At 63.4% G+C, this 12,411-nt stretch carries 10 protein-coding genes; 7 read left to right on the top strand and 3 right to left on the bottom strand.

Annotation, left to right across the window (positions count from 1 at the left end):
* Positions 1-65 precede the first annotated feature (65 nt).
* Complete coding sequence (locus tag AC56QP_RS21430) at positions 66-983, top strand: polyprenyl synthetase family protein (RefSeq protein ID WP_489858168.1); 918 nt, start codon at positions 66-68, stop codon at positions 981-983.
* A gap of 45 nt (positions 984-1,028) precedes the next feature.
* Here the strand turns inward: AC56QP_RS21430 and AC56QP_RS21425 are convergent, their stop codons facing one another.
* Positions 1,029-1,967, bottom strand: a complete 939-nt coding sequence (locus tag AC56QP_RS21425) for a hypothetical protein (RefSeq protein ID WP_489858169.1) — start codon at positions 1,965-1,967, stop codon at positions 1,029-1,031.
* An 837-nt stretch (positions 1,968-2,804) separates the two neighbouring features.
* On the opposite strand from AC56QP_RS21425, the gene AC56QP_RS21420 reads away from it, so the two are divergent.
* The 6 genes from AC56QP_RS21420 to AC56QP_RS21395 all read left to right on the top strand — a co-directional run bounded on the left by AC56QP_RS21420 (position 2,805) and on the right by AC56QP_RS21395 (position 10,601).
* Positions 2,805-3,371: an OsmC family protein gene (locus AC56QP_RS21420; protein WP_489858170.1), complete on the top strand. Its 567-nt coding sequence runs from the start codon at positions 2,805-2,807 to the stop codon at positions 3,369-3,371.
* On the top strand, positions 3,371-4,666 hold the full coding sequence (locus tag AC56QP_RS21415) for an NAD(P)-binding domain-containing protein (protein WP_489863547.1): 1,296 nt from the start codon (positions 3,371-3,373) through the stop codon (positions 4,664-4,666). Before AC56QP_RS21420 ends, AC56QP_RS21415 begins: the two co-directional genes overlap by 1 nt.
* A 262-nt stretch (positions 4,667-4,928) precedes the next feature.
* On the top strand, positions 4,929-6,194 hold the full coding sequence (locus tag AC56QP_RS21410; RefSeq protein WP_489858171.1) for an NAD(P)/FAD-dependent oxidoreductase: 1,266 nt from the start codon (positions 4,929-4,931) through the stop codon (positions 6,192-6,194).
* A gap of 129 nt (positions 6,195-6,323) precedes the next feature.
* Positions 6,324-6,776 carry a MaoC family dehydratase gene (locus AC56QP_RS21405; RefSeq protein ID WP_489858172.1) on the top strand — a complete coding sequence of 151 codons (453 nt, stop codon included), beginning with the start codon at positions 6,324-6,326 and terminating at the stop codon, positions 6,774-6,776.
* Between the two features lie 9 nt (positions 6,777-6,785).
* Positions 6,786-8,042: an MFS transporter gene (locus AC56QP_RS21400; protein WP_489858173.1), complete on the top strand. Its 1,257-nt coding sequence runs from the start codon at positions 6,786-6,788 to the stop codon at positions 8,040-8,042.
* Between the two features lie 219 nt (positions 8,043-8,261).
* Positions 8,262-10,601: a response regulator gene (locus tag AC56QP_RS21395; protein WP_489858174.1), complete on the top strand. Its 2,340-nt coding sequence runs from the start codon at positions 8,262-8,264 to the stop codon at positions 10,599-10,601.
* Positions 10,602-10,712: 111 nt separating this feature from the next.
* Here AC56QP_RS21395 and AC56QP_RS21390 read toward each other — a convergent pair whose 3' ends face one another.
* Together AC56QP_RS21390 and AC56QP_RS21385 are read right to left on the bottom strand one after the other, a co-directional pair.
* A complete protein-coding gene (locus AC56QP_RS21390; protein ID WP_489858175.1) occupies positions 10,713-11,450 on the bottom strand; it encodes a class I SAM-dependent methyltransferase in 738 nt (245 codons plus the stop codon).
* A 59-nt stretch (positions 11,451-11,509) separates the two neighbouring features.
* On the bottom strand, positions 11,510-12,364 hold the full coding sequence (locus AC56QP_RS21385) for a transglycosylase SLT domain-containing protein (protein WP_489858176.1): 855 nt from the start codon (positions 12,362-12,364) through the stop codon (positions 11,510-11,512).
* Positions 12,365-12,411: the final 47 nt, after the last annotated feature.

Below are 12,411 nucleotides of genomic sequence, written 5' to 3'. Positions count from 1 at the left end.
CTGCTCCGGCATAATGGCGCTTGGCTTCTTGCGCAACGTCTGAGTGTCGGCTACCGGTCCCGACCATGACGAATGACGACGAAATAGCGTTCGAAATGGCGCTTATTGCACGGGCAGCCGCCGTCGAGGCGCTGCTGCGGCGGCTGCTCGACGACCGCGCGCTTTCGGGCGAGATCGCGCGGCCCGACCGTCTGATGGCGGCGATGCGTCACGGCGTGCTGAACGGCGGCAAGCGCCTGCGCCCTTTCCTGGTCATGGAAAGTGCGGCACTTTTTTCCGCCGATGGCGAGGCAGCGCTGCGCGTCGCGGCGGCACTTGAATGCGTGCATTGCTATTCGCTGATCCACGATGATCTGCCCGCCATGGACGACGATGATTTGCGCCGTGGCCAGCCGACCGTGCACAGGGCGTTCGACGAGGCAACCGCAATCCTGGCCGGCGACGCCTTGCTGACGCTGGCCTTCGACATCATCGCCGGTGAGGCGACCGTGTTGCCGGCGGAGCGGCGGGCCGCCCTTGTGCTGGCGCTGGCTCGCGCGGCCGGCGCCGGCGGCATGGTCGGTGGCCAGACGCTCGATCTCGAAGCTGAACAGGCGCCGCCGGACGAGACCGGCATCATCCGGCTGCAGGCGATGAAGACCGGCGCGCTGATCCGCTTTGCCTGCGAGGCCGGCGCGCTCATTGCCGGCGCTGCCGCCGAGGATCGTGAGCGGCTGGCGGAATTCGGCTCCGCGATCGGCCTCGCCTTCCAGCTCGCCGACGACCTGCTCGACTTGACCGCGGATGCCAGCCAGATGGGCAAGGCGACCGGCAAGGACGCCGCCGCCGGCAAGGCGACGCTGGTGGCGCTGCACGGTGCGGCCTGGGCGCGCGGCCAGCTTAACGGCCTCGTCGAACAGGCCCATGAATTGCTCGAGCCTTACGGCGACAGTGCCCTGCTTCTGAAGGAAGCGGCGAAATTCGTGGCTGCGCGTAACAGCTGACCGCGAGAGGCGCCGGACATTGCGTCACCTCGGCGCCGATTTGCCTCAGGAGTGGGCGGCTGGAATAGCCGCATCGGCCGTGACCTCCGCCGGCGCCTCGACCACTCCGGTAATATCGGGCGAAGGCACGGCAAGTGGGATTGGCGCGGTGTTTGTCGGGCCATCCGCCCATATCGAACGACATTCGTCCGCGGTCAAAATGCCCTGCGTGTCGAGCATCCGCTGAATCCTGGCGATCATCTCGTCGGCATTGAAAGGCCGTCGCTTCAGCTCACCTGACCGACTGGGCAACCCATACCGGTTCACCATCGACTTGATCTGCTCGTCATTCCCTTTGCCGGCGACATTGGTCAGATGCAACGCGGACCCTTGCGTCCCGCTCCACGGCACCTCGGACCAGCGTTTCCTGGTCTTGACGTAGTCGCTGCCTGCGCGCCGGCCCATCCAGAACAGCCATACATCGTCGGCCTGGGGACAAAGCTGCATAAAGGCTTCGTCGTCCAGCACATCGGGAGAAAGCGAGCCCGGACCATAAAGCACGCCTCCGACGCCGGTTGGAAAAAGCAGCGACCCCTTGCCTGCTGCTTCGTAGCCCCATTTGTCATAGGGCTCGATCTGACCACCTTCGTCGAATTTGACGGAGTGGGCGCGATGGCAAACGATGGTGCCCTTGCCGGCGAGCTCGACAAGTTCCTCGAGCCACCTGGAAGAATAATAAACATCGTCATCCGCCGTGACGATATAGGAATTGGGAAAAGCCAGGAGCGCCGGTATGATTTTCTTGTATGACCGGATGTTCTTGCAAAATCGGATTTCCAGTCCCTCATCCCTGAGATCGATAACGGACGCCGGCAGCAGCCTGTAATCCTCCGCGGTGACCCAAAGAATGGTCCTGTCGGCGGAGACGGTCTGCGAAAGCAGGCATCGAAGCGTAAGCGCCAGGCTGGCAAAACGGGGCGGGTATGAGGTCAGGGAAATGATCAATCCCTCCTGCAATCCGCTTGGCCGACCCTTCCGCCTGAAAAGCCACCTCAGCGAAATCGACTGCTTGGCTATGAAGCCTTTGAGGTGAAGTGACGCATACCGGGCATATGCGTCGAGCCTCCACCCAATTCCATGCCGTATCGTGGCAATGAAACGGGCCAGCGCGCCGAAGGGCGCGCCCCGAAACCATGGGTCCGGTGATTGTCGAAACAGGACATAGATCGCGCAAGGGATCGATATAGAAGCGACGATGAGGACAATCTCGTTCGACATAGCAAAGTCGAGCAAGACGCCGGCTCTCCTGGCGGCATCAAGCCAAATCTCTCGAGCAGCCATATGTTTTCCACTACCCCAATCGCCACTGGCGAACTTGCACGTTGTGCGAGTCGCCGCGACCCCAAATCGCCCCGTCATTAGTCACGACTAAAACAGAGATTGCTGCAGCGCACAATGTTGCACTGCAAAATATTTCATGCCGCCTTTCGGATTCGCACGGGAGGGCCTGGCTCGCCCTTGTCCGAACGCGAAAACGGCAGGCTGATACCGGTCCGCACGAACACGCGATAGCACCACGCGCTGGCGGTCCACCATGCTTGCGAGCCTAGCTCCCTGACTGTCTGGGTGCGTCGCCTAGCACCGCGTCGCGAGGGGCTTCCGTCAGCGCGTCTAGGCGTCCGCCAGTTCCGTCCATAAGCCGCCGAAACCGAGAGGACACCTACAAATTTCCCCGACCATGCCGAACGATTCCACGCACCCTCCCACGCCACGTACAACACAGCCATGCGAAGTCCCCCCGTCTGCCGATCAATTCGGCCTCATGTTCTATGGAGTACATCAATGACCAACCAGACAGAAACCGCCCAGAATGGCGTCAACGTCGCAGCCTTGCTTGGCGCTCGCGAGGCGTTGAAAGAAACCCCAGAAGCCGCCCGCTTCAAATGGCGCGCGACCAGCGAATGGGTCAAGGGAACCCACAACCGAGCCACCGTCGACGGTTTTTTTGGCTTGGGTGAAGAACACCAGCATCGCCAAACCTACAAATTTGACTCTGATCACCCGGAGGTCTTTGCATCCGAGGACAAAGGCGCGACGCCCGTCGAGTTTGTGCTGGTCGGCCTGGCAGGTTGCCTGACTGCGGGCATCGCGGCGGTGGCGCAGAACCGCAACATCCAGCTCCACTCAGTCAAGGCGACGCTTGAGGCCGGCATGGATCTCCAAGGTATCCTCGGCATTGACCCGGAAGTGCGCAATGGATTCGAGGGCATCAAGGTGCACTACGACATCAAGGCGGATGCCACCGCTGAGGATATCGCCGCACTCGTGGCGCAGTCGCAGAAGCGTTCGGCCGTTTTCGACGTCATCTCCAATCCGACCGACGTCACGGTCACCACGAGCAAATCGTGATGACACCCCGCGCATTGCGCGGGGTGGCCAGCACCGTTGACGTGGTCGTCATCGGTGCCGGGCATTCCGGCCTGGCGATGAGCCATTTTCTTGGCCAGCGCTCGCTCAAGCACGTGGTTCTTGAGCGTGGTGAGGTCGCGAACACCTGGCGCACAGAGCGCTGGGATTCCATGAGACTGCTCACGCCCAACTGGATGACGCGACTTCCCGGCTACGGCTACCAAGGCGGCGACCCTAACGGCTACATGAGTGTCGGCGAGGTCGGTGATTTCATCTCCGCTTATGCCACCTATACGTCAGCTCCCGTTGTGACGCACACTACGGTTACCGGCGTCGTACCAGTCCGCGACGGCTACCGGGTAGCGACGCCACGCGGCGACTGGCTGTGCCGCGCCGTCGTGCTCGCGACAGGTGCCTTCAATAAACCCACCGTGCCGCGCCTGGCATCGGCTATGCCTGCCAGCGTCGAACAGCTCTCGGCTCACACCTACCGCAATCCAGAGCAACTCGCTCGGGCCGGGGTATTGGTCGTGGGCGGGTCAGCCACGGGCGTGCAACTTGCGGAGGAGATCCAGCGAAGCGGGCGGCCCGTTACGATCGCGGTGGGAGAGCACGTGCGTTTGCCGCGCGTCTATCGAGACCGCGATATCCAGTGGTGGATGCTTGCGTCGGGAGTATTGGACCAGCGCATCGAGGAGGTAGACGAGCCCGACCGTGCCCGTAGGGTACCATCCCCGCAGCTTGTTGGCACGCCCCAGCACGCTACGCTCGACCTCAATGTCCTGCAAGGACAGGGGGTTAAGGTGGTGGGTCGCCTTATGGGCATCCGCGACTCCAAGGCACAATTCTCCGGATCGCTGCGCAACGTTTGCGCGCTCGCCGACCTGAAGATGAATCGGCTGCTCGCCTGGATCGACCAATGGGCCGAGCGGAACACGCTGTCTGACTTAGGTCCCATTGAACGCTACGCGCCCACTTCCGTTGGCGAGGCGCCACAGTTGGAGCTTCAACTCGGCAAGGACGTTCGCACGGTGATATGGGCCACCGGCTTTCGGCCGGATTTTTCATGGTTGGACTTGCCCGTCTTCGATCGCAAGGGCGACCTAAAGCATGATCGCGGTGTCGTTGACGCTCCTGGGATGTATGTGCTGGGGCTGCCATACCTACGTCGCCGGAAATCGAGTTTCATTCACGGCGCTGAGGACGACGTACGCGAGCTCAGCGCCCATATCGCCGGCTACCTCGACAGGTCAATGAGCCAAACAAAGTCCGGTCTTCGCGCGATGGCAGTCTAGGGCGGCTCTGGAGGACGCTTCAACATTGTTTCCCAGCTGCCCATGGTGATTGCCGGCGGCGAGAGGGACGCCATCGGCTCCAAACCATCAGGGCACCGGTGTTAACCGCCGACGGTGAGTTGCTCACAAGGGCAGAGCAACACAGTACGGCCATCCCGCGCCTGGCTTCCGTTTCCCGCGCGGCGCGATTCCAACTCGGCGGCGTCGGCGCGGATGCACAAGCGATAGCCGCTCGAATTTCCTACTGCGTAAGGACATCAATATGCGCACCAAACCAGCCCATTCCCATTACGACGCCATCGTCGTCGGCGCCCGCTGCGCCGGTGCCTCGACCGCCATGCTGCTTGCCCGAGCCGGCCTACGGGTACTCGCGCTCGATCGCAGGGCCTATGGATCGGACACGTTGTCGACGCATGCTCTGATGCGCCCGGCTGTTCTCCAACTGTCCCGTTGGGGCCTGCTGCAGCGGCTGCTCGACGCTGGCACACCCCTGATAACCGCGACCGCGTTCCACTATGGCGATGAGGAAATCACCATACCGCTGCGCGCGAGCCCGCAGCTGCCCGGCCTGATCGCGCCGAGGCGCACGCTGCTCGACAAGACGCTGGTCGATGCGGCGCGCGCGGCTGGCGCCGAAGTGCTACACGACACGGTCGTTGCCGATCTTGTCAGCGGCGCCGACGGCAGGATGCGCGGCGTTCAACTTCACACCTCTGATGGAATGCCTCTTACCGTCACAACCGACATCGTCATCGGCGCTGACGGGATTGGCTCGCTGGTGGCGAAGCGCTGTGGTGCCCGAACGCTCCGCCGCGGCAAAGTCTCGGCGGCCCATCTCTACACCTATGCCCCGGCCGATTTGGAGAGCAGCTACCATTGGTATTTTCGCGACGGCATGAGCGGCTCGTTCATCCCGACCAATGACGGCCTCGCCTGCATCGTCGCCTCAGTGCCGACAGAATACTTCGACAAACGCTTTCGCGATGGCCACCAAGACGCTCGCATGGCTGTGCTGCGCGCGCTTTCCCCTACGCTAGCCGCGCAGGCTGAGACGGCTCATGGCGACGGTGCCGATGACGGGCACACGCGCGTGTTTCGCGGCGTGCCGGGCTTCCTGCGCCAGGCGTACGGTCCAGGCTGGGCACTGGTTGGCGATGCCGGGTTCTTCCGCGACCCGATTACTTCGCACGGCATTTCCGATGCGCTACGCGACAGCGAAAGTCTGGCACGGGCGATCCTCGATGGATCGGCTCGAGCTTTCGCGGCCTATCAACGCGAACGCGATGTCATCGCCGGGCCAATTCTCGACGCCACCGACGCCATCGCCTCGTTCGACTGGACGCTTCTCGACATCGAGAACAGGCACCGGCAGTTCAGCAGTGTGATGAAGGTTGAATTTGAGAAATTGGCCGCGTGGGAGATGCCCGTCCGTACCCTCCCGCTGGTCGGGTGGCAGCCGCCGGCAATCATGTCGTCGGGGCGAACCAGGTCCGGGCCGAACCATGATGGGATCGTATCGATCAGGTGATTTCAACGATTGCCGGCCGTTTCTGCCAGAGCCAGGTCCCGTTTAGCGACGCGACCGCCTGCTGCCCGATTTCAAACGACCGCCTTTGGCCGGCTCAACCACGCAAACCAACCGGAATGGGAGACGCTCATGAGCACAGAGACGAAGGACGGCTGGATCGGCGTCGTCAAGGGACGGCCGCAAGTCGGCGCTTTCGCCGAGCGTTCGCGGCGCACGCGCCTCGAGGACATCGAGGCCTTCACCGAGATGACCGGCGACCGCAATCCGCTGCACTATGACAAGGCGCTGGCCGAGGCGTCCGTGTTCGGCAAGCTGATCGTCCAGGGCGGCGTCACCTCCGGCATCCTCAATGCGCTGGTGGCCGAGGATCTTCCCGGCCCCGGAACCGTGTTTCTCGAAGTCGCCTGGAAATTCGTCAAGGCGGTCGGCGTCGGCGAGATGATCACGGGCCGCGTCGAGATCAAGGAGGTGCGGCCCGACAAGCCGATCTGCAAGATCGAGACCTCCGTGCGCAACGAGGCCGGCGATGTCTGCCTGACCGGCACCGCGACGGTGTTCACCGTGCCGCTGGCCAAGGCCTGAGTTCTGGCGATGACGCTCTGGCGGGATTCCAATGCGGCTTCGCCGGCAGTGCTTGCCGAAGATGCGCATCGCTGGAGCGTCCTTGGCCTGCTCTGTCTTGCCGTCGTCCTGTCGCTGACGACCTGGTTCTCGGCAACCGCGATCACGCCCGAGCTGAAGGCAGCATGGCATCTGTCGGGCACGATCGAGGCCTGGCTGACCAATGGCGTGCAGATCGGCTTCGTTGTCGGCGCGCTTGTCTCAAGCCTCGTCAACCTGCCTGACGTGGTCAGGCTGAACCGGCTGATGGCGGTCTCGGCCCTGCTTGCCGCCGCCGCCAACGCGTGCCTGTTGTTGCAGCCCGGACCGGTCGGCCTCGTCGCCGCCCGCATCCTCACCGGCGTGGCGCTGGCCGGCGTTTACCCGCCGGCGCTGAAGCTGGTCTCGACATGGTTCACAAGGGGCAGGGGAGTGGCGCTCGGCGCCGTTATAGGGGCGCTGACGCTGGGCTCTTCGCTGCCGCATCTGTTCCGGGCACTCGCCGGTACGCTCGACTGGCAGTCGGTCGTGCTGGCCGCAAGCATCGCGACCGTCATTGGATCCGCGCTCTTCTGGTTCTTTGCCAGCGAAGGCCCGCATCCGTTCGGCAAGGCGGTGTTCGATCCGCGCCAGATCGGCGCGATCTTCCGCGACAGGCCGCTGGTGCTGGTCAACATCGGCTATCTCGGCCACATGTGGGAACTCTATGCCATGTGGGCCTGGCTGCTGGCCTATACCCGCGCGGCCCTCGAGACACAGCAACAGGCCTCTCCTTTTCTGGCGTCGCTGCTGACGTTCTGCGCGATTGCCGCCGGCGTCGGCGGCTGCCTGCTCGGCGGCGTGCTGTCCGACCGCTTCGGCCGCAGCTTGACCACGGCCGCAATGATGATCGTCTCCGGCTTCTGCGCGCTGACGATCGGCTTCGTCTTCGATGGACCGCTCTGGCTGTTCGCACTGATCGCACTCATCTGGGGCATTTCGGTCATCGGTGATTCCGCGCAGTTCTCGGCAGCGGTGACCGAGCTTGGCGATCGGCGTTTTGTCGGCACGGCACTGTCGGTCCAGCTTGGCCTCGGCTTTGCCCTGACCGTGCTTGCGATCTGGCTGCTGCCGCATGTCGCGACCCTGCTTGGCGGCTGGCGCTGGGCGTTCCTGATGCTGGTGCCCGGGCCGCTCGTCGGTGCCGCCGCGATGCTCGTGCTGCGCGGATTGCCCGTCGCCGCGAAGATGGCCGGCGGCAGGCGGTGACCCCAATCCGTCCTGCCTCGACCAAACAAAGTTTTACGGCCAGATTTACGGGCCGCGCGTTAAGGTCCACCCTTGACGCCCAAGCAATTCAGAGCATCTTGCGTAAGCATCAGCTTTGGCTATCCACCATTGACATGCGGCTCCCCCACGAACGAAATTTTAATGTAAATGAAGCGTAATCCCGGCCATTAAAATGTTGCGTATATGTTGGGGTTGCGCATGCCGGAATATTCGTCCTTCATCCGGTCGGTCCGGATGCGCTATATTTCAGGATTGCTGATCTTCGCGCTGGCCTCGGCCGTCATCATGATTGCGCTCGATCGCGTCAATTCCTTTCGCCATGACATCGACGCGCTGAGCAGCAATCTCGTCGCCTTCACCCGCGACCTGCGCAACGCGACCAGCTTTGCCGAAACCACCGGTACCGCCTGGCGGGCCGAGACACGCGACGCCCTCACCTCTTCGGCGCGCGGCCATTCGGAGCGGCTGACCGGCGAAATCGAGACGCTGACCGCGCAGCTTGCCGCGATTAAGCCGCGCCTTTCGCGCAAGACCATCAACGAGCTCGAATCCGCTTCCGTCAACGGCGATCTGTTCTGGTCGCCGCGCGACATGGTGCGCAACTTCAACCTGATGTCGATGGCGCAGAAGGTCGATGAATGGAGCTATCGCGAAATCCGCAACCAGAACGACCTGTTTGCCCAGCCCATGCTGGTTCGCGTCCGCACCGCCATGGACGATGAGCGTCACCTGGCCGATGCCTCCAGCGACAGGCTGCTGCTTTGGGCGAGCGGCATCCTGTTCGCAGCGCTTGCCATCGTCGCCTTCTGGATCTTCCGCCCCATGGAATCGGCAATCCGCCGCGCCTTTGCCGAATCCGCCGAATCCCTGTTCAAGGCCGAGGCCGCCGACCGCGCCAAGTCGGAATTCCTCGCCAATATGAGCCACGAGATCCGCACGCCGATGAACGGCGTGCTCGGCATGGCCGAACTGCTGGCCAAGACCGACCTGACCCCGCGCCAGAAGACCTTCACCGAAGTCATCGTCAAATCCGGCAATGCGTTGCTCACCATCATCAACGACATCCTCGATTTCTCGAAGATCAATGCCGGCCAGCTTACCCTCGATCCAGCCCCCTTCCGTCTCGCCGAAGCGGTCGAGGATGTAGCGACGCTGGTATCGGCGCGCGTCGCCGAAAAGAACCTCGAACTGATCGTGCGTGTCGACCCGCGCCTGCCGGCCTATGCTGTCGGCGACGCCGGGCGGTTCCGGCAGATCGTCACCAACCTGCTCGGCAATGCGGTGAAGTTCACCGAGAAGGGTCATGTGCTGATCGATGTCGGCGGCGAGATCGTCAATGATGTCGTCCAGCTCAAGGTTCGCGTCGAGGACACCGGCATCGGCATACCGGCCGAGAAGCTGCAGAACGTGTTCGAGAAATTCGCCCAGGTCGACGGCTCATCGACCCGCCGCCACGAAGGCACCGGCCTCGGCCTCGCCATCGCCGCCCGCCTCGTCGACCTGATGGCCGGCAAGATCGGCGTCGAGAGCGAGATTGGTCGCGGCTCCGTGTTCTGGTTCGCCGTGCCGCTGCCCGTGCATCATGCCGCCGCGCGCGATGAAATCGTACCGGTCGACGTCACCGGCGCGCGCGTGCTGGTCATCGACGACAATCCGGTCAACCGCGAAATCCTGCTCGAGCAGCTCAGAAGCTGGAGCTTCGATTGTGCCGCCGCCGAAAGCGGCGCCGTGGGCCTGGCCTTCCTCGATCGCGCCTGCCAGCTGGGGGCCGCCGTCGACTGCATCATCCTCGACTACCAGATGCCGGGCATGAACGGCGCCGATGTCGCCAGGGCCATTGCCGCCGACAGCCGGCTGTCCTCGATTCCGGTGGTGCTGCTGACCTCGGTCGACCAGGTCGATTTCGGCAAGATGATCCTCGACTTCGGCATTGCCGCGCACCTGACCAAGCCGGCGCGCTCCGCCGTCCTGCTCGGCACAGTCATTTCGGTCGTCCAGAAGGCCCGTTCGCAGGTTGGCAAGGCGCAGTTCGTCCGCGAACCAGTCCCGCCGCTTCCACAGCCGCCGCCGCCCGCCTTCACCGTCATCCGCGGCCCGGCAATACGGGCCGCGACGGCACCGGCGTCGACAGCCACGCCGAACGGCCCGATCGATATCCTCATTGCCGAGGACAATGACGTGAACCAGCTGGTGTTCGGCCAGATCCTCAATGGACTGGGCCTCAGCTATCGCATCGCCGGCAACGGCCGCACGGCGGTGGAGATGTACCGGGCGCTTCGCCCCAAGTTGATCTTGATGGACGTCTCGATGCCGGAGATGAACGGTTACGAGGCGACCAGCGCCATCCGGGCGATCGAGGTCTCGACGGGCACGCACATCCCGATCATCGGGGTCACCGCGCATGCGCTGAAGGGTGATCGCGACAAGTGCATCGAGGCCGGCATGGACGACTACCTGCCGAAACCGGTTTCGCCCGACCGCCTCGGCACCAAGATCGGCACCTGGCTCAGCGAGACGGTGGTGGCCAAGACGGCGTAGCGCATGTCGCCCGAAAGTGAGCACGGTCTTGGGACAACGACTTGCGCAAGAACAGAGACTTGAAGCGCGTCTCTCGGTGCGCTCCAGGGTAGGTCCGGCCCGGCCGGCGGATCAGCGCAGCCGGCCGATCGGGATGATTTCCGGCGAGTTGGCGACATAAGGTTCGCCCTGCCAGCTGCCGAGCCATTGCTCCACCAGCAGGCCGGCTTCATCCAGTATTGCGGCAAGATCCTCCTTTGTCGGGAAGGCGATCTTCGATTCAGCGCCTAGAGCCGATCCGCCGCCTGGAATTTCATAAAAGGTCGAATAGGTGACGATGCCAGTGGCGGCATCGTGTTCCACGTCATTCCAGGCCTTGACGGTGCCGAGACTGGGATGCACCACCTTCCGTTCGGAGCGCTGAGGCGTCCATTCGCGCCATTCCTCGACGGCGGGATTTCGGGTGTCGAAAATGAAGCGTCCACCCGGAGCAAGATGAATAGCGATGGTGCGCAGCACCGACGCTTGATCGTTCGTTGTCAGGAAGACCTGGAAAGCATGCCCGGTCAGCAGCACCAGATCGAAGCGTCGCCCGAGCCGTACGGTTCGCGCGTCGCCCTCGACCCAATCGACCTTGTCTCCGCCAGGCCTGCCGCGCCCGACATCGAGCATCGGCGATGCCGGATCGACGCCGGTGACGCTGCGCCCGTCGCTGAGCGCTGCGGCCAGCTGACCGGTGCCGCAGCCGAGGTCGAGGACTGAGCGGGCATTGCCAGCGAATCCAAGACAATAATTGAAATCGTCGCCGCCTCTGTTCTCGATATCGTAGAACTGGACGAGATCGGGGTCGCTGTAGAGTCTGTCGGTCATGGCGGGCGCCTATAACCGAAATTTCTATTGGATGCGACTGCGGGCTTGTCGGTTTGGCCTTACCGGTTGCGCACCACCACGCACGCCCCGCCGACGCTTTGCAGTTTCTGGCAGATGACATTGGCGGCGGCGCGGTCGTCGACACCGATCCTGACCGCGTAGATGCCGCGCCGGCCGATCGGCGTGCGCACCCGGCTGACCACCGGATCATGCCCGCCAAGCAGGGCCGGAAACCGGCCTCTCACCCGCAGCCACTGGCTGATCGCGGCACTGCGGCGAAAGTTGCCGGCCACCTGGATGCCCCACGGTTTTATATTGATCGAAGCCATCGCCACGGTTTGCGACATGATCACCGGCAGCTTGCGGCAAGCCACGGCAAAATCCGCCTTTGCGTCGAGCGGCTCGACCTTTCCGGCATGGGCCCGGTCGGTGAAATTGTCGACCGGCTCGCCCATCACGTCGAAAACATAGCTCTCGGTCTCCATCGGCAGGAAGCCACCGGAGCCCAGCCAGCGCGACACCCGGCTTTCCCCGGCATTGTAGGCGGCGGCCGCCAGGCCAAGATTGCCGTAGCTGGTTTTCATTTCGGCAAGGTATTTCGCCGACGCCGGGATGGCCTGGTTGATGTCGAAGGAATTGGCGAGGCCGCGCATCTTGGCGGTCCCCGGCATGAACTGGGCGATACCTTCGGCGCCAACCGGACTGACGGCATCGGGATCGAAACGGCTTTCCTTCCAGATCAGGCGGGCGAAAAAATCCCGCGGCAGGCCGTTCTGGTCGGCGTGAGCCTGGATCAGGTTGCAGATCCTGTCGATGAGCCTCTGCCTGGCCGATTGCGGCGGATCGGCCTGGACAGCCGTCGAGCACACCAGGGCGCAAAGCAGAACCAGCATCACCCTGAGGAAACGCTGCATCGCGCGCTGAGCCCGTGCCGAAAGTCGCTCCGGCGCGCCACATGATG

The organism is Mesorhizobium sp. RCAM 05104 (assembly GCF_059683645.1).
This window is presented reverse-complemented; position numbering and strand designations above follow the sequence as displayed.

Excerpts from the sequence above, each read along its gene's own strand:
- AC56QP_RS21430 (WP_489858168.1), top strand. The coding sequence starts at position 66 with ATGACGAATGACGACGAAATAGCGTTCGAAATGGCGCTTATTGCACGG.
- AC56QP_RS21420 (WP_489858170.1), top strand. The coding sequence starts at position 2,805 with ATGACCAACCAGACAGAAACCGCCCAGAATGGCGTCAACGTCGCAGCC.
- AC56QP_RS21415 (WP_489863547.1), top strand. The coding sequence starts at position 3,371 with ATGACACCCCGCGCATTGCGCGGGGTGGCCAGCACCGTTGACGTGGTC.
- AC56QP_RS21410 (WP_489858171.1), top strand. The coding sequence starts at position 4,929 with ATGCGCACCAAACCAGCCCATTCCCATTACGACGCCATCGTCGTCGGC.
- AC56QP_RS21405 (WP_489858172.1), top strand. The coding sequence starts at position 6,324 with ATGAGCACAGAGACGAAGGACGGCTGGATCGGCGTCGTCAAGGGACGG.
- AC56QP_RS21400 (WP_489858173.1), top strand. The coding sequence starts at position 6,786 with ATGACGCTCTGGCGGGATTCCAATGCGGCTTCGCCGGCAGTGCTTGCC.
- AC56QP_RS21395 (WP_489858174.1), top strand. The coding sequence starts at position 8,262 with ATGCCGGAATATTCGTCCTTCATCCGGTCGGTCCGGATGCGCTATATT.
- AC56QP_RS21390 (WP_489858175.1), bottom strand. The coding sequence starts at position 11,450 with ATGACCGACAGACTCTACAGCGACCCCGATCTCGTCCAGTTCTACGAT.
- AC56QP_RS21385 (WP_489858176.1), bottom strand. The coding sequence starts at position 12,364 with ATGCAGCGTTTCCTCAGGGTGATGCTGGTTCTGCTTTGCGCCCTGGTG.